We start from the raw sequence: 25,236 nt of genomic DNA on the forward strand, positions 1-25,236 counted from the left end.
GCTCCAGTCTCATGCTTCGCAGTCGGCCGGCGCCGGCGCTCGCGCACCGCCCCGGCGACTGCCGTCAATCCGCTTCCCGCGAGACGTCCGGCCACAGCAGCGGGTTCGGCGAACTGCGCTGGTAGCCGGCCTCGTTCATCAACAGGTCGAGCGTGAGACTCGCGAGATCGTCCGCCAGCGGCTCGAACTCGTAGTCCTTGTCCTGATAGCCGATCTTGCGATAGGTCTTGCACTCGTCGCACGATTCGGCCTTGACGGCTTCGCTGCCACCCTCGATCCCGTGATACGCGATGCCCTTCGTCGAGTCGCAATGCGAGCACTTCGTGCGCACCATGTGCCACTCGGTCGTGCACAGCCCGCATTGCAGGAAGCGGTAGCCCTGGTACTGGCCGCCGACCCGCACGACGCTCGCGACCGGATGCGTGCCGCACACGGGGCACAGCCCCGGCTGGTCGAGGTACGGAACGTCGGCCGGCGAAACGCGGCTGGCGAGATCCGTCCAGACGACCTGTAGCGCCGCCATCAGGAACGGCGCGGTGGCCGGGTCGACTTCGGCGAAGCGCAGCGCGAGGACCGCGTCGGCCTGCGCGTCGAGTTCGGCGGGCGCCATCAGGCGCAGCCGGTCGAGCAGCTTCGCGAGCTGCGGGTTGACCAGCCCGGCGCCTTCGACCCGGTCGAGCAGTTCGTACAGCACGGCGCGCCAGCGCGGGTCGCGCTCGCCGCCGAGCGCCGGCACGAGCGGCATCGAATGCTGCTGAGCACGTGCGATCGCTTCCTTCGACGGCAGCGGCAGCTCCAGCGTCTGCAGCGTCGCGTGCTGCGCATCGGCGACGGTGGCCATCAGCCGCAGGTAGCCGCTGATCGGGTTCAGGTCGGCCAGCTTGCGCAGCCGCGCGGCGCGGGCCGAGAACGCGGTGGCGCGCTCCGGCAGGCGAAAGCGCGGGATGGCCGAATGATCGAGTGCCGAGATCTCGGTCGGTTCGAGAATGCGTTGTGTCACAAAAATGTCTTCCAAATAAACAAGCGCCGACAGGTCGGCGCTTCGGGCGGTTCCGACGGCTGACGGGCCGGCCCGCCGCGATCGGCGAGCCACCCCGCTCCGGTGCGTTATTTCACGCTTTCACGGAACCACTTCGGGTGATGCTTGCGAGCCCAGCCCAGCGTGACGGTGCCGCGCACCATCGCGCCGATCGAGCCCTTCACCCACAACGCCGCGTAAATGTGCACGATGATGCTCGCGATCAGCACGAAGGCCGCCACGGCATGCACGACAGCGGCCGCGCGGATCACCCCGATCGGGAAGTAGAACGAGAAGTAGCGCCGCCAGATCACCACTCCCGACAGCAGGAGCAGCAGCAGGCACGCCACCAACGTAAAGAATAGCAGCTTCTGCCCGGCGTTATAGCGCCCGACAGGCGGCAGCTTGTCTTCCTGGTTGGTCAGCACGTCGCCGATCTGCTTCAGCCACTGCCGGTCGTCCGCGTCGAGCGCGTTGTGGTGCCAGAAGCGCACCACCAGGATCGCGAACGACACGAACATCACGAGGCCGACGAACGGATGCAGGATCCGCGTCCACTGGCCGCCGCCGAACAGTGCGGTGAGCCAGAACATCGACGGATGGAACAGCGCGAGCCCGGACAGCGCGAGCAGCACGAACGTGATCGCGGTGATCCAGTGGTTCGTGCGCTCGTTCGCCGAGTAGCGGACGATCAGGTTGGGGTCGTCGTGCTTCATTTTCCGTCCTCCTTGATGCGTCGCGCCTCGTCGCGGGCGGCGGCTTCCTCGTCCTCGCTGACCTCGTTCGGACCGACCCGGGTGTAGTGGAAGAACCCGGCCAGCGCAGTGAGCGCGAGACCGGCGACCGCGAGCGGCTTCGCGATGCCCTTCCACAGCTTCACCATCGGGCTGATCGACGGATTGTCGGGCAGCCCGTGGTACAGCGACGGCTTGTCCGCGTGGTGCAGCACGTACATCACGTGCGTGCCGCCGACGCCCTGCGGGTCATACAGCCCCGCATGCTCGAAGCCGCGCTCTTTCAGGTCCTCGATCCGCTCGGCCGCGTGCTGCTTCATGTCCTCCTTGGTGCCGAACACGATCGCGCCCGTCGGGCAGGTCTTCACGCAGGCCGGTTCCTGGCCGACCGCGACACGGTCGGAACAGAGCGTGCACTTGTACGCGCGATGATCCTTCTTCGAGATCCGCGGAACGTTGAACGGGCAGCCGGTCACGCAATAGCCGCAACCGATGCAGTTCTCCTCGTGGAAATCGACGATCCCGTTGTTGTACTGCACGATCGCGCCCGGCGACGGACACGCCTTCAGGCAGCCCGGATCCTCGCAATGCATGCAGCCGTCCTTGCGGATCAGCCACTCGAGGTCGCCTGCCGGGTTCTCGTATTCGGAGAACCGCATCACCGTCCACGAGTGCTCGGACAGGTCGGCCGGGTTGTCGTACACGCCGACGTTGGTGCCGACCTCGTCGCGCAGGTCGTTCCACTCCATGCATGCCGTCTGGCATGCCTTGCAGCCGATGCACTTCGATACGTCGATCAGCTTCGCGACGCTCCCGGTCACCGGTTCGCGCACCGTGGGCGGTGGCGTCGTGGTGGCCGAGACGCGCTTGATATCCAGCGATTGCAATGCCATCTCGTCCCCCTTACGCCTTTTCGACCTTCACCAGGAACGACTTGAATTCCGGTGTGTACGAGTTGCCGTCGCCTACGGACGGAGTCAGGGTATTGGCGAGATAGCCAGGCTTCGTCAGCCCCTTGAAGCCCCAGTGCAACGGGATGCCGACCGTCTGGACCTTCTTGCCCTCGATCATCAGCGGCTTGATCCGCTTCGTGACGAGCGCGACCGCGACGATGTAGCCGCGCTTGGACGACACCTTCACGCGATCGCCGTGCGCGACGCCGACTTCCTTCGCGAGATCTTCGCCGATCTCGACGAATTGCTCGGGCTGGATGATCGCATTCAGCCGCGCATGCTTGGTCCAGTAGTGGAAATGCTCGGTCAGCCGGTAAGTCGTCGCGACGTGCGGGAACTCCGACACCTTGCCGAACGACGCGCGGTCGTCCGGGAACACGCGGGCAGCCGGGTTGTTCAGCGCCTGCGGGTTGTCAGGGTGCAGCGGATTCGCCGCGAGCGGCGTCTCGAACGGCTCGTAGTGCTCGGGGAAAGGACCTTCGTTCATCCCCGCGCGGGCGAAGAAGCGCGCGACGCCTTCCGGGTTCATGATGAACGGACCCATCCCGTTTTCGGGCGGCTCGTCCGCCTTGAAGTCCGGCACGTCGGCCCCCTTCCACGCACTGCCGTTCCAGCCGATCAGCTTGCGGGTCGGGTCGAACGGCTTGCCGGCGACGTCGCACGACGCGCGGTTGTACAGGATCCGCCGGTTGGCCGGCCACGCCCACGCCCAGTTCAGCGTCTGGCCGATGCCGGTCGGGTCCGAGTTGTCGCGCCGCCCCATCTGGTTGCCGGCCTGCGTCCACGCACCGCAGAAGATCCAGCAGCCGCTCGCGGTCGTGCCGTCGTCCTTCAGCTGCGCGAACGCGGCGAGCTGCTCGCCCTTCTTCACGAGCGTCTTGGTCGGATCCTTCGGGTCGGGCAGATCGGCGAGCGCCTTCCCGTTGAACTCCATCGCGAGCTCTTCGGGCGTCGGGCTTTCCGGGTTCGCATACGGCCAGGTCAGGTTCACGATCGGGTCCGGATACTTGCCGCCGTCCGTCTGGTACATCTTGCGCATGCGCAGGAACAGCCCCGCCATGATCTCGAGGTCGCTCCTCGCCTCGCCCGGCGGCTCCGCGCCCTTCCAGTGCCATTGCAGCACGCGGCTCGAACTGACGAGCGAGCCGTTTTCCTCCGCGAAGCACGTGGTCGGCAGACGGAACACCTCGGTCTGGATCTTCGACGCATCGACGTCGTTGTAGTCGCCGTGATGCTTCCAGAACTCGGAGGTCTCGGTCGCGAGCGGATCCATGATCACGAGCCATTTCAGCTTCGCGAGGCCTGCTGCCGTCTTCACCTTCGACGGCGCCGCCGCGAGCGGGTTGAAGCCCTGGCAGATGTAGCCGTTCATCTTGCCGGCATTCATCAGCTCGATCGCCTGCAGCAGGTCGTACTGCTTGTCCAGCTTCGGCAGGTAGTCGTAGGCCCAGTTGTTCTCGGCTGTCGCCGCATCGCCCCACCACGACTTCATGAAGCTGACGTGGAAAGCCTTGTAGTTCTTCCAGTAGCTGAGCTGGTTCGGCCGCAGCGGCAGTTGCACGCGCTTCTTGATGTAGCCGTCGAAATCCTGCTCGGCCTGCATCGGCAGCGTCATGTAGCCCGGCAGCAGGTTCGACATCAGCCCGAGGTCGGTCAACCCCTGGATGTTCGAGTGGCCGCGCAGCGCGTTCATGCCGCCGCCGGCGATGCCGATGTTGCCGAGCAGCAGCTGCACCATCGCGCCGGTGCGGATGATCTGCGCGCCGATCGAATGGTGGGTCCAGCCGAGCGCGTACAGCACCGTGCCGGCGCGGCCGGGAACGGCCGTCGTCGCGAGCATTTCGCACACCTTCAGGAATTTCTCCTTCGGCGTGCCGCACGTCTGCTGAACCATGTCCGGCGTATAGCGCGCGTAGTGCTGCTTCAACAGGTTGTACACGCAGCGCGGATGCTGCAGCGTCGGGTCGACCTTCACGAAGCCGTCGTCGCCGCGTTCGTAGTCCCAGGTCGATTTGTCCGGGTACGCGTGTTTCTCCGCGTCGTAGCCGGAATAGATGCCGTCGTTGAACGCGAAATCCTCGCGCACGATGAACGAGAAGTCCGTGTAGTTCTTCACGTACTCATGCTGGATCTTGTCGTTCGTCAGCAGATAGTTGATCACGCCGCCCAGGAAGACGATGTCGGTGCCGGTGCGGATCGGCGCGTAGTAGTCGGCCACCGAGGCCGTACGCGTGAAGCGCGGGTCGACGACGATCAGCCGCGCCTTGCGGTGCGCCTTCGCCTCCGTTACCCACTTGAAACCGCACGGATGGGCCTCGGCTGCATTGCCGCCCATCACGAGAATCACGTCCGCGTTCTTGATGTCGACCCAATGGTTCGTCATCGCTCCACGGCCAAACGTCGGGGCAAGACCTGCCACCGTCGGGCCATGTCAGACACGCGCCTGATTGTCGAATGCGAGCATCCCCAGACTGCGGATGGTCTTGTGGGTCAGGTAGCCGACTTCGTTGCTGCCCGCCGACGCGGCCAGCATGCCGGTCGTCAGCCAGCGGTTGACCTTCGCGCCGTCTTCGGTCGTCTCGACGAAGTTCGCGTCGCGGTCGGCCTTCATCAGCTTCGCGATCCGGTCGAGCGCGTCGTTCCACGAGATCGGTTCCCACTTGTCCGAGCCGGGCGCCCGGTATTCGGGATGCGTCAGGCGGCTCGGGCTGTGGATGAAGTCGATCAGGCTCGCGCCCTTCGGGCACAGCGTGCCGCGATTGACGGGATGGTCGGGATCGCCTTCGATATGGATGATGCTCGGCTGTGCGTTCTTCGCGCCGTCACCGAGGCTGTACATCAGGATGCCGCAACCCACCGAGCAATAAGGGCAGGTGTTGCGCGTTTCGACTGTGCGCGCCAGCTTGTACTGTCGGACCTCGGCGAGCGCTTCCGTCGGAGAAAAGCCCATCAGGGCAAGACTCGATCCGGCAAGCGACGTGGCCGTCACCTTCAGGAACTGGCGCCTGGACATTTGTAGCATGATGGTCTCGGCGTTTTTGTGGGGTGAGGTGAAACTGAAAGGAATTATAGACAGTTCAGGCAACTATGATCGAATCCTCGGATCAATACCGATGTGTCTGATCCCGCCGATGTCCTTGCGTCAAACGCCCAACCGAACCGTCATGAAACGACAGATTACGTCCGAAGCCACCCGTCTCGCACAACAACAGGCCAACTGGGCACTCAACGCGTTCAAGCGCTTCTCGTCCGACCGCTGCTCGGCGATGGCCGCGAGCATCGCGTTCTTCTCCGCGTTTTCGCTCGCGCCGACGCTCGTGATGGTGATCGCCGTGGCCGGCTGGTTCTACGGCGACGACGCCGCACGCGGCCAGGTATTCGAGCAGGCGCATCAGCTGATCGGCGACGACGCGGCGGCCAGCATCCAGACGATCGTGCAGAACGCCCATCGCGCGGGCCAGCGCGGCGGAATCGCGACGCTGATCTCGTTCGCCGCGCTCGCGATCGGCGCGTCGGCGACGTTCGCGTCGCTGAACACCGCGCTGAGCGTGATCTGGCCGAGCACGGAAAGCCGCTGGTCGAGCATGCTCGGGCTCGTGCGCGTGCGGCTGGTTTCGTTCGGGCTCGTGCTCGGCGTCGCGTTCCTGCTGATCGTGTCGCTGGTGCTCGACACCGCGATCACGTTCATCGGCACGTGGCTGCTCGGCGATTCGCCGTACGTCGCGATCACCAACCTGCTGCAGTTCTTCGTCGGCATCGCAGTGCTCGCGGGCGCGTTCGCCGCGCTGATGAAGTTCCTGCCCGATGCGCGCGTCGCATGGCGCGACGCGATGACCGGCGGGATCGTGTCCGCGATCCTGTTCTCTGGCGGCAAGAAGCTGTTCGCGCTGTATCTCGCGCGTGCGGGCACGGCAAGCGCATTCGGCGCGGCCGGATCGTTCGCGGTCCTGCTGATGTGGCTGTACTTCTCCGCGGCCGTGCTGCTGCTCGGCGCGGAATTCGCGGCCGCGCGCGGCGATGCGCATCGGCGCGGCGGCAGCGATGCGGCCGTGTCCGCACAGACGGATCGCGCAAGCGGCGACTGAATCCCCACGTATTGCTTCCCGCGCACCGCGCGCATCGTATCGCCGCCCGACGCGACCGCCGCCCTTTGCGCAACCACCCGGCCCCGCCGCGCATTTCTGCACGTTGATGCGCTCTTTACATAGGCAGGCGATGCGCGCTGCGAAGGCAAACGTTTGCATGCCTCGATTTCCGTGCGCGAACCCGCGAAACTTGCCCTTCTCCTGCCGGGCGCATCACCCGCTGCAACAATCGCAGCGCAGCAATTGTCAACTATTTCAAAAAGAGGAACAGTCCTTGATGTGCTTGATATATATGGACTTTTTCCCGCTGTTACCTTTTCGAGACACTTTATTTTTTAAGCTTTCTTGCATGTATGGCACTGAGCTATTCTCCAATCCGCAACAAATAACGAATGACGATTCATTTGCGTGGAGATACTCAACGATGAAGAAACTCGCACTCTCGACCCTCTCGCTCGCCCTGCTGGGCGCCGCCGGCGCTGCTCACGCTCAGTCGAGCGTCACGCTGTACGGCGTGATCGACACGTCGATCGCATGGGTTCACGGCAACAACGGTCAAGCCAACAACTCGTGGCAAATGCTGTCGGGCAACCTGCAAGGCAGCCGTTGGGGCCTGAAAGGCGCTGAAGACCTCGGCGGTGGCCTGAAGGCGATCTTCCAGTTGGAAAACGGTTTTGATCCGGGCACCGGCCACCTGAACCAGGGCGGTCGCATGTTCGGTCGTCAGGCATACGTCGGCCTCGAAAGCAACCAGTACGGCACGCTGACGCTCGGCCGCCAGTACGACCCGCTGGTCGACCTGGTCCAGGCAGTCACGGCTGACAACTACTTCGGCAGCGTGATGGCAACGCCGGGCGACGTCGACAACAACGACAACTCGCTGCGCGTCAGCAACGCAATCAAGTACACGTCGCCGGTCTGGGCAGGCTTCCAGGTCGAAGGCATGTACGCCCTCGGCGGCGTTGCAGGCAAGACGGGTTCGGGCCAGACGTGGTCGGTCGCAGCTGCATACAACAACGGCCCGGTCGGCGTTGCAGCAGGCTACTTCTACGCAGCCAACCCGTCGCCGACGACGGCTGTCGGCCGCGCAGGCTGGGGTTCGACGACGTCCGACGCGATCTTCGACGGCCCGATCAACTCGGGTTACGCAACGGCGAAGTCGATCGCCATCGCGCAAGTCGCAGGCCAGTATGCTCTCGGCCCGGTGACGTTCGGCCTCGGCTACAGCAACGCACAGTACAAGCCGGACGCATTCTCGGGCTTCGGTTCGACCGAAAAGTACAACACGGGCCGCGCGTTCGTGACGTACCAGGTCACGCCGCCGCTGCTGCTGGGCCTCGGCTACTCGTACACGAAGGCGAGCGGCGACACGTCGGCGAAGTACCACCAAGTCGGCGTTGGCGCGGACTACTCGCTGTCGAAGCGCACGGACGTCTACCTGGTTGGCGCATACCAGCACGCGAGCGGTACGCAGCTCGTCGACGGCGTGCAGCAGAGCGCGCAAGCGTCGATCGCTTCGTACGGCTTCGCCGGCAAGAGCTCGGCCGAGCTGGTCGCGGTCGGCATTCGCCACAAGTTCTAAGAAGTACGTTTCCGGTGTGCATGGCGTCTCCGACGCCATGTCGCCGAACTGCAAAACCAGTCACCGGCTTCGGCCATGGCTGGTTTTTTTTCGTCCGTTGCAGGCGGCGCCGTGGCGGGCGATGGCCGCGGTCGGCACTCTGGGTACGGCAACCGGCCGGGAGCGGTTCCTGAGCCGCCTGTCGCGCGCTGGAAGCCTGTCCGGAGGCATCCGGACACCCCTCGCTGTCCGATGGCTGCATACGGCCGGTCAGGCGCACGCCGCCGCGCGGACCACGCCATATCCCTCTTGACGCGTGACAACGGGATCCGGCCTCGCAACGGATGCTTGTCCGTGCACCCTTGCCGATTTCGATGCCGTGACGCGAAGCACTATGCTTCGACGTGTCGATTTCGACGGCCTTCGCCCGTCGTATCGATGGCGGCACGCGGATTGCGCCGTCCCTCATCGACATCCGACAGGAGACGCTCCATGACGATTCAGAAGATCACGCCGTTCCTCTGGTACGCGACGGAAGCCGAAGAAGCCGCGGCCTTCTACGCCGGCATTTTCCCGAACTCGCGCGTCGTGCGCGTCACGGCGGTAGCCGGCACCAGCGGCACCCGGATGGTCGAATTCGAGCTGTTCGGCCAGCCGTTCATCGCGATGAGCCACCCGCGCACCGAGACGTTCAATCACGCGATCTCGCTGATGGTCAGTTGCGCCGACCAGACGGAACTCGACCGCTACTGGAGCGCGCTGCTCGACAACGGCGGCACGGCCGACGGCTGCGGCTGGCTGCGTGACCGCTTCGGCGTCTCATGGCAGATCGTGCCCGACGCGCTGATCCCGATGATGGCCGACCGCGACGAGGCCAAGGCGGCGCGCGTGGCCGCGGCCATGATGCAGATGACGAAGTTCGACGTCGCCACGCTGAAGGCCGCCTACGCCGGCACGGCGGGCTGACGAAGCACGCGCGCTGCGGCCTCCTTCGCGCGGGCATCGGCACGCCTGTGGAGCGCGTGCGATACGCGCGTGATCGCGGTCGTCGATGCGGTTGCCTCGCACCGCGATGCAATCGCGGGCAGCGGCCGTTCGCGCGCTGCTACGCCGACAACATGGCTTCGACGATCCGTCGCACGGGACGCACGAATGCGGCGACCGGTTCGCCCGACAACAGCATGTCGGCAGCCTCACCGCCGCCGCGCAGATAGACGGTACGCGCGGCCGACAGGACGGGCCGGTACGTGTCGGGCAGGCGCGTCGGCGCTCGCGTCGCGGCGACATCCTTCGGCGCGATCCCGCCGGTTGCGGCGCTGTACCAGATGCGTGCGATCGCGAGCACGACGTTGCATTCGTCGCCGCGCCAGTCCGGCTCGGCATCCCACTGCGCAACCGTGAAGTCGCTTGCGGGCACCGCGTCGAACCATGCGGCCGCGCGCGACCCGCGCAGCGCAACGTCGTGCTGCCGCACCTTGGTCAACAGAATCGCCAGATCGTGATCGACGCACGCCGGCTCGACGATACCCGCGCGACACACGCGCAACGCGTGGCGATGCGCAGCCGCGCGCCGGCACGAACACGACGATCCGGCCATCCGTGCAAGCGCCCCGCAACACCGGATGCGCATCACGTCATGCCGTATCCGCGCCATGCGATGCCGACGCGGCCGCGCGATTTGCGCGGCGCAATAAAAATCCCCGCACGCTTTCGCGTACGGGGACCGTCGGACATCGCAACGGCCGCCGCATTCGGCGACCGTTACGCGGCATTACGCAGCCGCGTCCTTCAGCTTCTTCAGCGCACGTGCCTTCACGCGCACGCTGGCCGGCTTTGCCGGGAACCAGCGCTCTTCGCCCGTGAACGGATCCTTGCCGAAGCGCTTCTTCTTCGCCGGCACGACTTGCGCCGTGATCTTCAGCAGACCCGGCAGCGTGAACTCGCCTGCGCCCTTCTTGTGAACCGAGCCCAGCACGACGTTCTCGAGTGCGACGAGCACTGCCTTGACCGCCTTCACTTCGACAGCTGCGCGCTCAGCGATGTGCGTTGCGAGCGATGCCTTCGTGAACTTGTCCTTCAGCGGCGTCGGAGCAGCCGGTGCTGCCTTCGCGACAGCCTTCTTGGCCACTACTTTCTTCGCGGGCGCAGCCTTTTTGGCAGCCACTTTCTTGGTGGCCGGTGCGGCAGCCTTCTTGGCCACCTTTTTTGCGGAAGTCGCCATGTTTCTCCTACCAGGTGTGGTCGTTGGATACACGAAGCGTGCAACGCGCGCGCTTCAACGCCGGATTCTACAAGCGCCTTGACGCTTCGTGGAGTACTTTTATGCGTTTTCGCGGGGTTTCCCGCAGGTTTTGTTGCGCGCGACCGACTTCGACGGCACGCCAGCGTCTGTTTACGCATGGAACGGGCATGCGCAAACAGACCCTGGCATCGAAAAACGCCTTCACGTATACGTCCAAACGCGTCCGATCGCGAATTACGTTCGATATTTGCGCACCTATACTGACTTCGCTCAGTGCCCCGGATGCCTTCATGCGCGAAGTCAGATACGTCAAAGGACTCGACGGCCTGCGAGCCATCGCCGTCATCCTCGTTTTCCTGTCCCACAAGGGCCACGTCCTCGCTGTCGACGTGGGCAAGCTCGGTGTGTGGACGTTCTTCTTCATCAGCGGATTCCTGATCGTCGGCGAACTGCATCGCAATCGTCAGGCGATCGAGTGCGGCGCGATGACGCGCCGCCATGCGCTGGCGCTGTTTCTCGCGAAGCGCGCGCTGCGGATCTTTCCCGTCTACTACCTGCTGCTCGCCGCGCTCGCGATCGCGCACGCGCTGTTCTACCAGCGCGGCGTCGATCTCGGGCTCGCGTGGCACGCCACGTTCCTGTCGAATTACTGGATCGGTGTCGTCAAGGACGGCTGGCCGGGCTCCACGTCGCACTTCTGGAGCCTCGCAGTTGAGCAGCAGTTCTATCTGATTGCGCCGCTCACGCTGCTCGCGGTGCCGGCCGCACGCCACGTCGTGCTCGGCGTCGCGGCCGTCGCGCTCTGCGCGTTCGCGCATCTCGCGCTCTACGCCCTCGACGCATCACCGGTGCTGATCTACGCGTTTTCCCCGTGGAATTTCGCGCTGATCGCGCTGGGTGGCGTCGGTGCGATGGCGCTCGCCGATCGCGGCCAGGACGTCGTCCGCCGCATTCCGCCCGGCTGGCTCGGCGCCGCCGGCGTCGTGTTCTTCCTCGCACTGCCCGCGTTCACGATGCTGCCGGACGTCGTCACGGGGCTCGCGGATCTCGGCCTGTCCGCGTCACTCGGCGCGCTGATGCTGTGGATCGTCACCGAACCCGACCATCCGGCCGTGGCACTGCTCGACTGGGCACCGCTCGTCTATCTCGGCACGATCAGCTACGGCTTCTATCTGTTCCACAACCTGATTCCGGCACGTTTCGGGGAGATGCCCGCGCTGTTCGCGCACGTGCCGATGCCCGCAATCGTCCGGGACGTGCTGCCCGAACTGTTGCAGTTCGCGCTCGCCGTGCTGCTTGCCCATCTGTCGTGGCGCTATCTGGAAAAGCGCCTGCTCGACTTCAAGAAGCCGATCGCCGCGATGCTGGACCGGTACTTCGTCGCGCGGCCGAGCACGTCGCCGCGCTGAGCGTGATACCGGCACGGACGCGACGCAGCCGGTAAGCAACCGTCGCTCGTCAGGCCGCAAGCGACCGGCGCGTCGGCACCGGTTTCATCACCGCGATGTCCCGCATCCGGCGCACCGTGCAACGCGCTCGAGCCGACATCACCGTCTGGCGGCATACCAGAATCGTCGCGCACGCACCCGCTGGAATGCGCCCGAAATCAGTATCGCCGCTCACCCGCCGCCGCACGCCCGCGCTTCGTCCACACGCAAAAAAGCCCCGACGCACGAGGCAGCCGGGGCCAACGGAACAACCACCACCTGAAACAACGGAGCAGCGCGGCTGCTTATGCGACAGCAGCCAGCGCGGGCAGACAGGTACGCAGGTACGCCTCGAATTCGCGGCTCACTTCCGGATGCTGGAGCGCGAGTTCGACGGTCGCCTTGAGGTAGCCGATCTTGCTGCCGCAATCGAAACGCGTGCCGTAGTAGCGATACGCGAGCACCTGTTCGTTCGCGAGCAGCGTCTGGACCGCGTCGGTCAGCTGCAACTCGCCGCCGGCGCCCGGCTTGAGCTTGCGCAGGTGATCGAAGATCGTCGGCATGAACACGTAGCGGCCGACCACGCCGAGGTTCGACGGCGCGTCTTCCGGCGCCGGCTTCTCGATGATGCCCGACAGCTTGATGATGTCCTCTTCCCACTCGCGGCCTTCGACGACACCGTACGAGCGGCTGTCCTCGCGCGGGATCGTCTCGACCCCGATCACCGAGCTGTGATAGTGGTCGAACACGTCGACGAGCTGCTTGAGCACCGGCTGTTCGCCGTGCAGCAGGTCGTCGGCGAGAATCACCGCGAACGGCTCGCCGTGCACGAGCTTTTCCGCGCACAGCACCGCGTGGCCGAGACCGAGCGCTTCCGGCTGGCGCACGTAGAAGCAGTTCACATTGCTCGGCTTGATGCCGCGCACGAGTTCGAGCAGCTTTTCCTTGCCGCGCGCCTCGAGTTCGGCCTCGATCTCGTACGACTTGTCGAAGTGATCCTCGATCGCGCGCTTGCTGCGCCCGGTCACGAAGATCATCTCGGTGATACCGGCGTTGATCGCTTCCTCGACCGCGTACTGGATCAGCGGCTTGTCGACGACGGGCAGCATCTCCTTCGGGCTCGCCTTCGTTGCCGGGAGGAACCGCGTGCCGAGACCGGCGACGGGGAACACGGCCTTGGTGACTTTCAACATGTTCGCATCCTGGTTGCGTTGACTGCGCCGCGTCACTGGACGACCCGGCGCGATTGTTTTTCGAACGGCATATCGAGAACCGCAGGCACGGCCAATTCCACTCCGCTCATTTTCGATATGGACCTATTGCCCATGTTTCCGGAAAATGGATAATCCGCGCACCCGGTCGATATTGCCGAACCCAGCGCCGAAACATAAACAAATTACCGATTTTCCGGATACAAATTCTTACGATTCGAATTCCTCGATATACGGGACGCCGCCCCGCTCGAGGCCCGGGCGAATCGGCTCGTTCTTCAGCGCCTCGCGGTACGCCGACAGCACGGCCATGACCAGCAGTACTGCCGCGCTCGCGATCCAATGCATGTCCATCTTGCCGCTCCTTGCATCAATCAACTGGAGCTTCAAACTATCAGAAAAAAATCGGCAAATAATTGTGGCGGCGACGGAACCGCTTTCAGACCGGAATAAAACCACCATCTGAAACATCATTATTTCCCGGCAAGATTTTTTTATTCATTCGATCGAATTCTTGCGCATTACGATTGGACCATCCCCTTCATCCGTCGCAAGGAATCGAATCGCATGCAAGCTTTCAGCGGATCGTCTTTGACCGCGCCACCCGTCGCCGACCACAAGGAACACGTGATCGACGCGATGCGCGGGTTCGCGGCGCTGCTCGTCGCCTATTTCCACTGCCGCCAGGTCGTCTGGGTCGGCATGCAGAGCTTCCATCACGCTTACGGTCATGCGCTGAACCCGAGCGTGATCGCCGGCTACCTGACCTTTCCGTTCGCGTGGGGCTCCGCCGGCGTGCCGATCTTCTTCGTGATCAGCGGCTACTGCATCCACCGCAACGCGGCGCTCAAGCTCGCGGCCAACCCGGCGTACCGGCTCGACGCGCCGAACTTCTGGGCGCGACGCTTCGCGCGCATCTACCCGGTGCTGCTCGCCGCGCTGCTGTTCACGCTCGCGATGGACGCGGTCAGCCTGCAGATCGCGCCGGTCAGCCACAAGATCCGCGACGTCGGTCTCACCGCGTTCCTCGTGAACCTGTTCTCGCTGCAGGGCGTCGCCGGCTACACGTACGGGTCGAACGGCGCGCTCTGGACGCTGTCGCTCGAAGTGCAGTTCTATGCGATCTACCCGCTGCTGTTCGCGCTGCGCCGCCGGATCGGCATGCCGGCCATCGTGGCGGCCGTCGCGCTCGTCAACGTCGCGTCGGCGTGGCTGCTCGAACGGCACGACCTGCAGTTCTTCACGTCCTACTGGCTGTCCTGGACGGTCGGCGCGTGGATCGCCGACCTGCGCGCGCAGCCGGCGCGCGGCACGGCCGCCGTGCCGTCGCGCGCCTGGTATCTCGCGGCCGCCGCGCTGCTGGCCGCGGGCTGCGGCGCGTTCCATTTCGGCCAGTACGGCGCGTTCCAGCTGTGGGCTGCCGGCTTCGCGTGCTTCCTGTACCGCGCGCTCGCCTGCCCGCCGCGCCCGACGCCGCTCTTGCGCGTGCTCGGCTGGTTCGGCGACTTCAGCTACTCGCTGTACCTGATCCATCTGCCGCTGTTCGTCTGCCTCGGCTCGGTGCTGTTCCACTCCGAACTGCAACTGTCGATCTGGCCGTCGATCGCGTTCATGGCCGCCGCGATTCCGGTCGCTTACGTGTTCTACCGGCTGTTCGAGCGCCCCGCGATGATGTGGTCGGCCAGCCTGAAGCCGACGCGCGCGGCCCGCGTCGTGGCACCGGCACCCGAACGGGCTGTCTGAGCGCGCCATTACCGGCGCTCCCTGCCCCCCGCGCGGCCTCAAGTCGTGCGGGGGCATTTTCATGGGCGTGACGCACGCGGGGGATGCATTTGCGCGTCGGGTGCGGCTGGTATGACGCACCGAAGTGCACATGCGGCGTCACACGCCGCCCGGGCGGCTGCACTACCCGTCGCATCGCCCGCCCCCTCGCCGGCCTCACCGCATGGCCTAACGGCGTTCCGTGTAGCAATGCCGATCCAGGCGGCGAGGGTTCCCCCAAGGCCCCGTGCGGGAACGCATCACCAGCTCGCCTCCGGCAACCCGCGCCTGACGCGTATCAGGCTCCCGCCCGCCCAAAAAGCGGAACCCTCATGCAGCACACCGCCGCATGAGGGCCCGTTTCCCGGCGCATGGCGTCGATTCGCGCCGCCGCACCGCACCTACCGCTTCTTCGCCTTCGCGGCCTTCGCCGTATCCGCGAGGATCTTCTCGACCCGCTCCACATAGGTCTCGGTGCCGAACCGGCGCACCGCGGTCGCCCGCCCGCTCGCGACGAGCCGCTCGCGCAGCGCGGCGTCGTGCCGCAGCCTGCCCAGCGCATCGGCCAGCGCGGCCGCATTGCCCGGCTCGCACAGCAGCCCGTTTTCGCCGTCCTCGATGATCTCGACGACTCCGCCCGCGCGGGCCGCGACCACCGGCCGCCGTGCAAGCATGCCCTCGACGATCACGCGCCCGAACGGCTCCGGCGTGATCGACGTATGCGCGACCACGTCGACCGCCTTCATGCACGCGGCCACGTCGCGCTGGAAGCCGAGGAAGTGCACGCGATCGTCCATCCCGTGACGCGCGACGATCTCGTGCAGCTGCGCCGCATATTCGTCCTCGCCGAACAGCGGTGCGCCGACCAGCACCACGTGCATCTCGGGATGACGAGCCGCGGCCTCCAGCAGCAGGTGCTGCCCCTTCCAGTGCGCGAGGCGGCTGAACGAGCCGACCAGCCATGCGTGCTCCGGCAACCCGAAGCGCGCGCGCAGCGCGGCCTGGCTGGTCGTGTCCAGCGCGTCGAACGGTTCGGCCGAAATGCCGTTGAACACGACGTCGACGTGCTGCGGCGTGAAGCCCGTCAGCGCACGGAATGCCTGCGCGGACGCGTCGGAGTTCGCGATCACGCGCGTGACGCCGAACCGCGCGCAGTACTTGATCGCCATCAGCTGCTTGCTCCCGAAATGGTCGCCGCTGACGATGTCGCGCAGGTGCCAGACCACCGGCTTGCGCGCGAGCCGCCCGGCCAGCGCCGCGACCACCATCGCGCGCTGCGTGTTCGCGTAGATCACCTCGGCCCGGCGGGCGCGCCGTGCGACGTCCCGCACGAGCGCGAAAAGCTGCTTCAACGCGCCGGCCGACACGCCGCCCTGCTTGCGTACCCCGGCGAGCGCGCCCTGGTCGAGCACGTCGACGCGCGCGCCGATCTCGTCGAGCGCCGCGCGGAACGGGCCGTCGTCGAACAGCACCACGTCGGCGTTCGCGCGCATGTGCTTCATGATCTCCAGCAGCGACAGCTCCGCGCCGCCGAGCACACCGCTCTGGTCCAGCACGAGCGTCGCCGGGCCGCGCGCGGGCGGCATCGGCGCGACGGCCGTGCCGCGCTGCGCGGTCGAGCCGGGCAGCGCCGCCTCCACATAGTCGAGAAAGCGCCGCCGGAACGTGTCGGCGGAGAAGCGCTCCGCATTCGCGCGGCACGCGTGCGGCGTGAAGCGCTGCGGCGCGCGTTCGAAATCGTCGACCGCCGCGACGATCGCGTGCGGCGTCTGTTCGTCGAAGAACAGCCCGGTCGGATTCGCGTGCGAGCACGGTTCGAGCACCGTCTCGAGCGCACCGCCCTTGCCGTATGCGATCACGGGGGTGCCGCATGCCTGCGCCTCGACCACCGAGATCCCGAAATCCTCCTCGGCGGCGAACACGAACGCCTTCGCGCGCCGCATCCGGTCGTGCAGCACCGCGAACGGCTGATAGCCCATGATCTCGACGTTCGGGCCGGCCTTCGCGCGGATCTTCTGCATCTCGGGGCCGTCGCCGATCACCACGAGCTTGCGCTCCGGCGTGCGCGAGAACGCTTCGACGATCAGGTCGATCTTCTTGTACGGCACCATCCGCGACGCGGTCAGGTAGAAATCGTCCTTCGCCTCGTTCAGCGAGAAGCCGTCGACGTCGACCGGCGGGAAGATCACCGCGGCGTCGCGGTGATACACCTTGCGGATGCGTCGCGCGATGAACGCGGAGTTCGCGACGAAGCCGTCCACCGCATTCGCGGTGCGCGTGTCCCAGTTGCGGATGTAATGCAGGATCATCCGCGCGAGCAGCGACTTCGGCCCGTGCGTGAGGTTCGACTGTTCCAGATACTGGTGCTGCAAGTCCCACGCGTAGCGGATCGGCGAATGCACGTAGCTGATGTGCATCTGGTCCGGCCCGGTCAGCACGCCTTTCGCGACCGCATGGCTGCTGGAGATCACGAGATCGTAGTCCGACACGTCGAGCTGCTCGATCGCGAGCGGCATGAGCGGCAGGTAGCTGCGGTACTTGGTACGCGCGAACGGCAGTTTCTGGATGAACGAGGTCGTCACCCGCTTGCCGCGCACGAACGCGCGATCATCGAGAAAATCGACGAGGCTGAACAGGTCCGCGTCGGGAAAGCACGCGACGATCTGTTCGAGCACGCGCTCGGCGCCGGCGTACGTGACGAGCCAGTCGTGGACGATCGCCACGCGCAGCGGGCGCGACGCATCGCGTGCGCCCGCCTGTGCGGCCGGTTCGGCCCGGCGCAGCGCGGCGGTGTCGCCGGCTTCGGCCACGGCGGCACCGGCCGTGGCGAGGTTCAGGATGGCGTGTTCCGCCAGATCGCGATTCATACGGTTTTCCTCGCATTGAGACGGACGAACAGGTCGCGCACCAGCGCGCGCAGAGCCGGCGTCATCGTGAACGACCACGCAAGGTTCAGCACCAGCACGACCGCGCAGAGGCCGATCGACTCACCGAGCCCCGACCACGCTTGCGCGAGAAACAGGCTCGCGAGCAGGAAGGCGAGATGCGCGAGCATGTCGAGCACGATCGCGCGCATCCGGATCGCCGACAGGTAAAGCAGCACACCGTAATCGACCAGCGCGCGGGTCGCGACGACCACCGCCGCGCCGATCAGCCCGAAGTGATGAATGCCGAACCACAGGCCGCCGACGAAGAACGGCATCTCGACGAGCCCGGCGAACGCCGCCCGGGCCGGATTGACCTGCGACTGGATCAGGATCCGCGTGACGCTCGCCTGGCCGACGAGCCATACGCTGATCACCAGCACGCGCCCGACGGGCGCCGAATGCGCGGCGAGATCGGCGCCGACCCACAACGTGAGGAACGGCGCGAGCGCGAAGATCGCGATGATGCCGACCGGCGTGAACACGCCGTTCAGGAATTCGAGCGACTGGCGCGCGAGCGTGTCGGCATGCTCGCGGCCGACCGCCGACAGGCGCGGAAACAGCGTGCGCACCAGCGCGTTCGGCAGCATGTTCAGCCGCGTGACGAGGTTCTGCGGGACCGTGTAATAGGTGACGAACTTCGCGCCCATGCCGGCGCCGAGCATCACGCGATCGAGCGTGTCGGCGATCATGCTCGTCGTGCTCGCGATCAGCATCCAGCCGCCGAAGTTGAACAGCCCTTTCGCGGTGCCCCACTGCGGCGGATCGATGCGCCGGATCCCGAGCACCTTGATGCTTGCGTGACCGAGCATCACCGCCGCGATCAGCCGCGCGACGACGGCCGCGGCCAGCACCGTCTGCAGGTTCGGCGCGATCCACCATGCGGCGCCGAGCGGCAGCAACTGGAACAGGAACGTGCCGATCGTCTGGTTCGTGTTGAACACGCCGAACCGTTCGGCACCGTTGATCGCGCCGGCGAACACCCACGACACGTTCGCGAGCGGAATCGCGAGCGCGAGCCACGGCAACGCGAGATACACCTCGTGCTGCATCGCCGCCGACACCTTCGTGAAATACGCGGTGTAGACGAACGCGCCGAAATAGATCAGCAGGCCGCCAACGATACCGGTGCCCAGGTTCAGCCAGAACGCGCTCCAGAAGACCCGCGCGCTTTCGTCCGCGTTGCCGCTCGCGAGCGCCTTCGAGATGTGGTTCTGCGCGGCCATGCTCATCCCGAGATCGAGGATCCCGAAATAACCGATCAGCGTCCACACGAGGCTGACGACGCCGTAGCGTTCGACGCCCAGTGCGTGGATATACGCGGGCACCGTCACCAGCGACACGAAGGTCGGCAGGATCAGCCCGATGAAGTTGATCGAAACGTTCTTGAGTATGCCTTTGTCCATGCTTCTGCCTTGTGTGACGCCAACGACGACGGCGCGCCGCCCGTCACGGTTTCCAGCGATACATCAGCACCTTGCCGCGCGCGTCTTCCTCGACGAACACCAGGTATTCGCCGTTCTCGCGCCGGAACGCGCTGATGCCGAACGGCACGTCGACCCAGCCCGACGCCTTGCCGACCTCCGCGCCCGGGCTCATCACGCCGACTTCCTTGCCGGTTTCCTTGTCGTACACGTGGATCTTGCCGACCGGCTCCACCGTGAAGATGTAGCGGCCCTCGACCGTGATGCCGATCAGGTCGAGGATCGGCTTCGCGTCGAGGTGCCACGGCAGCGCGACCGTGTAGCGCACCACCGGCGAGCCGGTCGACCACTTGTCGAAGCGCACCAGCACGCGGCCGACTTCCTTGTTGATGCCCGGCTGCGGCGGCGCGTCGGCCGTGTAGCCCGTCACGTACAGCGTGTCCGTCTGCGGCTCGTAGATCGCGCGGCGCAGCTGCGTGAACGGCTGCGGCATCGGATAGGTCGTGACCTTGTCGTACGAGTAGATCGGGTTGCCGGCCTTGTCGATGCCGCCGTAACTGAAGCGGTGTATGCCGCGCACGTCGCTCGTGCGCCAGATATCGCCCTTCGTGTCGACCCACCAGCCCCAGCCGCCCGCCTTTGCCTTGCCCGTCGTGTTGGTCGTGAACTCGTCCTCGTCGAGCCGGCCGTTGCCGTTCGCGTCGCGCCAGATCCAGTCGCCACCCGGCGGCTTGTTCGGCACCTTGTCGACCGGCCGCGCGCGGCCCGCGATCAGGCCCGACGGAATCGCCACCTCGCCGTCGCGCTTCGCATCGAAGCGGTAGATCTTCAGGTGATCGGCGTACATGTCGGTCAGGTACAGGAACGTGCGGCCGTCGACGCGCCGCGCCATCGGCATGCCCGGATACTGGTCCGTGTGGAACACGGGGTCGTCCGGATACTTGAAGCGGTTCGACAGGAATCCGACATATTTCCAGTCCTGGCCCGGCGGCTTCGACAGGTCGAGCTCGAAGCGCTTGTTGCCCGTATACACGCTGTTCGGCCGCGCGGGGTCGAGCCACGCGCCGTCGACGAACAGCAGCCCCTGCACCTGCCAGCGGAGCTTGCCGTCCGGCGTGTAGCTTTCCAGCACCGCGCCGAGCCCCGCGCCGATCGTGTCGTGGCGCGGCCCGGTCCCGTTCATCGACACATAGATGTTGCCGGCGCGATCGACGCCCACGCCCGTCAGCCCGTTGAAGCGCTGCGGCCCCGGACGGCCAGGCACCGGGCCCGAGAAGATTCCGCCGCGCTCGCCGAGCGTGCCCGACGGCGCATAACCCTTGCCGCCTTTCGAGAAAATCAGGATCTGCTGGCGCGGCCCGTTGTCCGCGACGAGCACGCGCCCTTTCGCGTCGACCGCCACGTCCACCGCATCGGTACCTTCCGGCAGCGGCGGCGCGTCATCGAGCTTGCGGCCGTCCGCACGCACGTGCACGAGATGCGCGGGCCCGCCGATCGTATCGGTGAGCAGCCACAACGTGCCGTCGCCGGCGAGCGCGATGCGGCCCGGCTCGTGCGCACTCCACGTGGCCTTCTTCTGCATCGTCTCGGCGTCGTACACGTCCACCGCGTCGTGCGACGGATTCGTCGCGAACAGCGTCTTGTCGTCGGCCGCGAGGCCACCGACTTCCGCCTTCGCCTCGCCCACTTCCGACCGGGCCGGGGCCGGCACCTCGTTGACCATCATGAAGCTGGCGGCCATCCGCGCGCGACCGGCATCGGCACGCCCGCCAGGCGCGACCTGCGGCGCCGCGCGGAACGGCGCCGGCTGCTTCATGTCGCCGATCGTGCGGCGCGAAATGCCGAACCACTGCTTGCCCTTGTCCGGCCAGATGCCGGGCGACTGCAGATGGCCGCGCTCGTTGCCCACGCCGATCGCGACGTACGCATACTTGCCGTTCACCGCGACCGCGTTGCCGCCGAGGTTGCCCCAGCCGTGCGTGCCGCCGGCGAAACCGAGCATCTTCCCGTCCTGGTAGACGCTCGCCTCGGCGCCGCTCTCGTCCCACGGCGCGTTCGTATACACCTTGCCGTCGGGTGTCACCGCGATCGCGCGAATGTCGATCTGCGTCCAGCTGCCGTCGCCATAGCCGAACGTGTTGCCGATCCACGACGTGGTCGCGGGCAACACGGTTTCAGCCGGTGCGGCGCTCGCGGACAGCGCCGCGCATACCGTCATGCCAACCAGAATCAGACGTCGCAATGCGCTCTCCAGACTCGATACGGAAGCGACCGGCGCCGCGGCATGCTGCCTGGCCTGATGCCCTGTCGCTAAATAGGTTTCAAACGTCGCGATGCAGGTTACAAGCAAAAATAATCACAAGAAATTTGGAAATATTTGGGGATGTTTCGAGCTGAAATATCGAGCCGGAACAACGAGAAATTGGCCCGGCAAAGCGGAAATATCGACCGCCTTTCGCGCGGCGACCCGTAGAAAATGCCGCTCCGGCCCGCGCGCCGGGGCGCGTAGCCTGCAAACCTTTCATGTTGCGATTGAAACAACCGGCATTCGAATGTTTTCAGCCGGATAAATGACATGCGTTTTTTTGCCGATTTCTTTTCCCTAGAATCGATTTCGATTCAATATTTCATTTAAACGCATGCATTACGTTCACGCATCGGATGCGCGGCGCGCCGCGGCATCGGCCGCGCGTCGCGAAGGAGCGGCGCGATGACGGGCATTTCGCGCACCACCGACCTCGCCCCGCCGCAACACGGCCGCATCGTGCAGCTCGACGGGCTGCGCGCGATCGCCGTCGGCGCCGTGTTCCTCCAGCACGCGCTGAAGGCGCCGCTATGGATGGGCGTCGACCTGTTCTTCGTGCTGAGCGGCCTGCTGATCACCGGCATCCTGCTCGATCGCAAGGCGCGTGGACAGTCGTACTTCAGCCACTTCTACGCGCGCCGAGTGCGCCGGATCCTGCCGCCGTACGTGCTGCTGCTGATCGTGTCGACGCTGCTGTTCGGCGCGAGCTGGCTGCCGCACTGGCCGTGGTTCGCGTTCTTCTCGACCAACATCGGACTGTCGCTCGGCAGCATCGGCCACGACAGCCTGAACGTGCTGTGGTCGCTCGCCGTCGAGGAGCAGTTCTACATCTTCTGGCCGTTCGTCGTGCTGTGGTGTTCGGAGCGAGCGCTGCTGTGGATCGCCGCCGCGCTGATCGTCGCGGCGCCCGTGCTGCGCGCGATCGCGACGCCGTGGTTCGATTCGTTCTGGCCGATTTACTACCTGACGCCGTTCCGCATGGACCTGCTCGCCGCGGGTGCGCTGCTCGCGATCGTGCTGCGCCGCGACCGGCGCGCGCTGGAGCCGTTCTATCCGCTCGCGATCGTCGGCGCGCTCGTGTCGCTCGCGATCCTCGGCTGGCTGCACCTGTCGTTCCCGCGTTTCCGCGCGGCGAACACGCCGCTGTCGAACGCCGCGCTCTACAGCATCTCGCTGCTGCTGTGCACGTCGATCGTCGTGATCGCGCTGCGCGGACGCGGCCTCGTGCAGCGCGTGCTGACGAACCCGCTGCTCGTGTACGTCGGCACCGTCAGCTACACCGTCTACCTGATTCACCTGAGCGTGCTGTACGCGCTGTGGCCGTTGCATCTGAACCGCTTCGTCACGGCCGCGCTCGCCCTCGCCATCACGCTCGCGTACGCCACCGTGAGCTGGTACGGCTTCGAGCGGCGCCTGACGCGCGGCCCCGCACGCACCACGGTGCCCGCCGCCGCGCGCACGACAGCCTGACTTTCTCAATCCATCGATTCGACCAGGACATTGCCATGAGCCAAACTCGCAAGAAGGCCATCATCACGGGGATCACCGGGCAGGACGGCGCCTACCTGACCAAGCTGCTGCTCGACAAGGGCTACGAAGTCACGGGCACCTACCGCCGCACCAGCTCGGTGAACTTCTGGCGTATCGCCGAGCTCGGCGTCGATACGCACCCGAACCTGTCGCTCGTCGAGCACGACCTGACGGATGCTGGCTCGAGCCTGCGGCTGCTCGAACGCACGCAGCCCGACGAGCTGTACAACCTGGCCGCGCAGAGCTTCGTCGGCGTGTCGTTCGATCAGCCGGCGACGACCGCCGAGGTCACCGGCATCGGCCCGCTGAACCTGCTCGAGGCGATCCGCGTGGTCAGCCCGAAGACGCGCTTCTACCAGGCATCGACGTCCGAGATGTTCGGCAAGGTGCAGGCCATTCCGCAAACGGAAACGACCGCGTTCTACCCGCGCAGCCCGTACGGCGTCGCGAAGCTGTACGCGCACTGGATGACCGTGAACTACCGCGAGTCCTACGACCTGTTCGGCTGCAGCGGCATCCTGTTCAACCACGAATCGCCGCTGCGCGGCCGCGAGTTCGTCACGCGCAAGATCACCGACACCGTCGCGAAGATCAAGCTCGGCAAGGCGACCAAACTCGAGCTCGGCAACCTCGACGCCAAGCGCGACTGGGGCTTCGCGCTCGAATACGTCGAAGGGATGTGGCGAATGCTGCAGGTCGACGAGCCCGACACCTACGTGCTCGCGACCAACCGCACCGAGACCGTCCGCGACTTCGTGCAGATGGCGTTCGCGGCGGCCGGCTACCAGATCGAATGGACCGGCAAGGGCGAACAGGAACGCGGCCTCGACGCGTCGAACGGCAACGTGCTCGTCGAAGTGAATCCGAAGTTCTACCGCCCTGCCGAAGTCGACCTGCTGATCGGCTGCGCGGACAAGGCCAAATCCAAGCTCGGCTGGGCGCCGGAAACGACGCTCGAGCAGCTTTGCCAGATGATGGTGGAAGCGGACCTGACGCGGAATCGTCACCATGACACGTACTGATGCCGGACGCTCGTCGCGCCGGGCATTCGTCACGGGCCTGACGGGCTTCACCGGCCGCTACATGGCGCAGCGCCTCGAGGCGGCCGGCTACGACGTGTGGGGCACCGTGGCGCCCGGCGCGGCGCGGCCGGACGATCCGGCGTTCGCGAACTGCACGCTGCTGCCGGTCGACCTGCTCGACGCGCAGGCGATACGCGCGGCGGCCACCGATGCGCGACCCGATGCGGTCGTGCATCTGGCTGCGCGCGCACACGTCGCGCAGGACGAGCCGTCGCAGACTTACGCGGTCAACATCGTCGGCACGCGCAACCTGCTGGCCGCGCTCGCGGGTCTCGATCGCCGTCCGTCGGCGGTGCTGCTCGCCAGCAGCGCGAACATCTATGGCAATTCGACGGCCGGCGTGCTCGACGAAACCGTCTCACCCGCCCCCGCGAACGACTACGCGGTCAGCAAGCTCGCGATGGAATACGCGGCGAAGCTGTGGGCCGACCGCCTGCCAATCGTGATCGCGCGGCCGTTCAACTACACCGGCGTCGGCCAGGACGAGGCGTATCTGCTGCCGAAACTCGTGTCGCACTATGCGCGCAATGCGCCGCGCATCTCGCTCGGCAATCTCGACGTGAGCCGCGATTTCTCCGACGTGCGCGACGTGACGACCGCCTATCTGAAGCTGCTCGAAACCGCGCCGGCCGGCGAGACGTTCAACGTCTGCTCGGAGCGCGCGTATTCGCTGAAGGAAGTGCTGGCGATGCTGTCGCGGATCGCCGGCTACGTGATCGACGTGACGATCGATCCACGTTTCGTCCGGCACAACGAAGTGAAGCGCCTGAGCGGGTCGCGCGACAAGCTGCGGCGCGCGGTGGGCGAGCTTCCGGTGACGCCGCTCGACGACACGCTGCGCTGGATGATGGAAGCGATGCGTGACGTGCCTCGGCCCGCGCAGGCCGGGCACGCCGGCTGATTGCGTCAACGCGCGCGGCGCCGGCCAAAAAACGACGGGCCGCTCGATCAGATCGAGCGGCCCGTCGTCATGTCGGCC

19 protein-coding genes are annotated in these 25,236 nt (G+C 66.0%); 8 read left to right on the plus strand and 11 right to left on the minus strand.

All coding sequences use genetic code 11. The features are described 5' to 3' along the window. Positions 1-64: 64 nt before the first annotated feature. From fdhE to fdnG, 4 genes are all read right to left on the minus strand, one after another. Positions 65-1,000 carry a formate dehydrogenase accessory protein FdhE gene (gene fdhE, locus DIE11_RS27865; RefSeq protein ID WP_174920224.1) on the minus strand — a complete coding sequence of 312 codons (936 nt, stop codon included), beginning with the start codon at positions 998-1,000 and terminating at the stop codon, positions 65-67. A 107-nt stretch (positions 1,001-1,107) separates the two neighbouring features. Then, on the minus strand, positions 1,108-1,734 hold the full coding sequence (locus DIE11_RS27870; protein WP_039370262.1) for a formate dehydrogenase subunit gamma: 627 nt from the start codon (positions 1,732-1,734) through the stop codon (positions 1,108-1,110). Continuing rightward, positions 1,731-2,645 carry a formate dehydrogenase subunit beta gene (gene fdxH, locus DIE11_RS27875; protein ID WP_059679246.1) on the minus strand — a complete coding sequence of 305 codons (915 nt, stop codon included), beginning with the start codon at positions 2,643-2,645 and terminating at the stop codon, positions 1,731-1,733. Before fdxH ends, DIE11_RS27870 begins: the two co-directional genes overlap by 4 nt. Positions 2,646-2,655: 10 nt before the next feature. Further along, entirely contained in the window at positions 2,656-5,727 is a 3,072-nt protein-coding gene (gene fdnG / locus DIE11_RS27880; RefSeq protein WP_148093058.1) for a formate dehydrogenase-N subunit alpha, read from the minus strand. Positions 5,728-5,869: 142 nt separating this feature from the next. On the opposite strand from fdnG, the gene DIE11_RS27890 reads away from it, so the two are divergent. The 3 genes from DIE11_RS27890 to DIE11_RS27900 all read left to right on the plus strand — a co-directional run bounded on the left by DIE11_RS27890 (position 5,870) and on the right by DIE11_RS27900 (position 9,317). Then, entirely contained in the window at positions 5,870-6,790 is a 921-nt protein-coding gene (locus tag DIE11_RS27890; protein WP_124628458.1) for a YihY/virulence factor BrkB family protein, read from the plus strand. Between the two features lie 424 nt (positions 6,791-7,214). Next, positions 7,215-8,372 carry a porin gene (locus DIE11_RS27895; protein WP_124628460.1) on the plus strand — a complete coding sequence of 386 codons (1,158 nt, stop codon included), beginning with the start codon at positions 7,215-7,217 and terminating at the stop codon, positions 8,370-8,372. Between the two features lie 471 nt (positions 8,373-8,843). Next, entirely contained in the window at positions 8,844-9,317 is a 474-nt protein-coding gene (locus DIE11_RS27900; protein WP_059599529.1) for a VOC family protein, read from the plus strand. A gap of 139 nt (positions 9,318-9,456) precedes the next feature. On the opposite strand, the gene DIE11_RS27905 is transcribed toward DIE11_RS27900, so the two are convergent. Together DIE11_RS27905 and DIE11_RS27910 are read right to left on the minus strand one after the other, a co-directional pair. Continuing rightward, positions 9,457-9,948: an aminoglycoside adenylyltransferase domain-containing protein gene (locus DIE11_RS27905; protein WP_260437189.1), complete on the minus strand. Its 492-nt coding sequence runs from the start codon at positions 9,946-9,948 to the stop codon at positions 9,457-9,459. Positions 9,949-10,122: 174 nt separating this feature from the next. After that, positions 10,123-10,572 (minus strand): HU family DNA-binding protein, encoded by a 450-nt coding sequence (locus DIE11_RS27910; RefSeq protein ID WP_011548077.1) that lies wholly within the window; start codon positions 10,570-10,572, stop codon positions 10,123-10,125. Positions 10,573-10,883: 311 nt separating this feature from the next. Here DIE11_RS27910 and DIE11_RS27920 point away from each other — a divergent pair, with 311 nt between their 5' ends. Continuing rightward, positions 10,884-12,002 carry an acyltransferase gene (locus tag DIE11_RS27920; protein WP_124628466.1) on the plus strand — a complete coding sequence of 373 codons (1,119 nt, stop codon included), beginning with the start codon at positions 10,884-10,886 and terminating at the stop codon, positions 12,000-12,002. 323 nt (positions 12,003-12,325) lie between these two features. Here the strand turns inward: DIE11_RS27920 and galU are convergent, their stop codons facing one another. Both galU and DIE11_RS36575 read right to left on the minus strand, forming a co-directional pair. After that, positions 12,326-13,213 (minus strand): UTP--glucose-1-phosphate uridylyltransferase GalU, encoded by an 888-nt coding sequence (gene galU, locus DIE11_RS27925; protein WP_047901323.1) that lies wholly within the window; start codon positions 13,211-13,213, stop codon positions 12,326-12,328. A 228-nt stretch (positions 13,214-13,441) separates the two neighbouring features. Next, positions 13,442-13,585: a hypothetical protein gene (locus DIE11_RS36575; RefSeq protein ID WP_006479318.1), complete on the minus strand. Its 144-nt coding sequence runs from the start codon at positions 13,583-13,585 to the stop codon at positions 13,442-13,444. Between the two features lie 213 nt (positions 13,586-13,798). On the opposite strand from DIE11_RS36575, the gene DIE11_RS27930 reads away from it, so the two are divergent. Beyond that, complete coding sequence (locus DIE11_RS27930) at positions 13,799-14,974, plus strand: acyltransferase (protein WP_124628468.1); 1,176 nt, start codon at positions 13,799-13,801, stop codon at positions 14,972-14,974. Between the two features lie 419 nt (positions 14,975-15,393). On the opposite strand, the gene DIE11_RS27935 is transcribed toward DIE11_RS27930, so the two are convergent. The 3 genes from DIE11_RS27935 to DIE11_RS27945 are packed head-to-tail and all read right to left on the minus strand — an operon-like array spanning position 15,394 to position 21,558. Next, entirely contained in the window at positions 15,394-17,859 is a 2,466-nt protein-coding gene (locus DIE11_RS27935; RefSeq protein ID WP_170296471.1) for a glycosyltransferase family 4 protein, read from the minus strand. Beyond that, on the minus strand, positions 17,856-19,322 hold the full coding sequence (locus DIE11_RS27940) for a flippase (RefSeq protein ID WP_124628472.1): 1,467 nt from the start codon (positions 19,320-19,322) through the stop codon (positions 17,856-17,858). Before DIE11_RS27940 ends, DIE11_RS27935 begins: the two co-directional genes overlap by 4 nt. Positions 19,323-19,365: 43 nt before the next feature. Beyond that, a complete protein-coding gene (locus tag DIE11_RS27945; protein ID WP_185633832.1) occupies positions 19,366-21,558 on the minus strand; it encodes a hypothetical protein in 2,193 nt (730 codons plus the stop codon). 492 nt (positions 21,559-22,050) lie between these two features. Here DIE11_RS27945 and DIE11_RS27950 point away from each other — a divergent pair, with 492 nt between their 5' ends. Genes DIE11_RS27950 through DIE11_RS27960 form a run of 3 tightly spaced genes read left to right on the plus strand, consistent with a single transcriptional unit; the run spans position 22,051 to position 25,158 of the window. Beyond that, positions 22,051-23,115, plus strand: a complete 1,065-nt coding sequence (locus DIE11_RS27950; RefSeq protein ID WP_124628476.1) for an acyltransferase — start codon at positions 22,051-22,053, stop codon at positions 23,113-23,115. A 35-nt stretch (positions 23,116-23,150) separates the two neighbouring features. Next, positions 23,151-24,197, plus strand: coding sequence for a GDP-mannose 4,6-dehydratase (gene gmd, locus DIE11_RS27955; RefSeq protein WP_059524769.1), 1,047 nt, complete (start codon positions 23,151-23,153; stop codon positions 24,195-24,197). Further along, complete coding sequence (locus DIE11_RS27960; RefSeq protein ID WP_124628478.1) at positions 24,184-25,158, plus strand: NAD-dependent epimerase/dehydratase family protein; 975 nt, start codon at positions 24,184-24,186, stop codon at positions 25,156-25,158. The genes gmd and DIE11_RS27960 overlap by 14 nt, the downstream gene beginning before the upstream one ends. The last annotated feature ends 78 nt before the right edge of the window (positions 25,159-25,236 follow it).

The organism is Burkholderia sp. Bp9012 (assembly GCF_003853825.1).
Classification (GTDB): domain Bacteria; phylum Pseudomonadota; class Gammaproteobacteria; order Burkholderiales; family Burkholderiaceae; genus Burkholderia; species Burkholderia diffusa.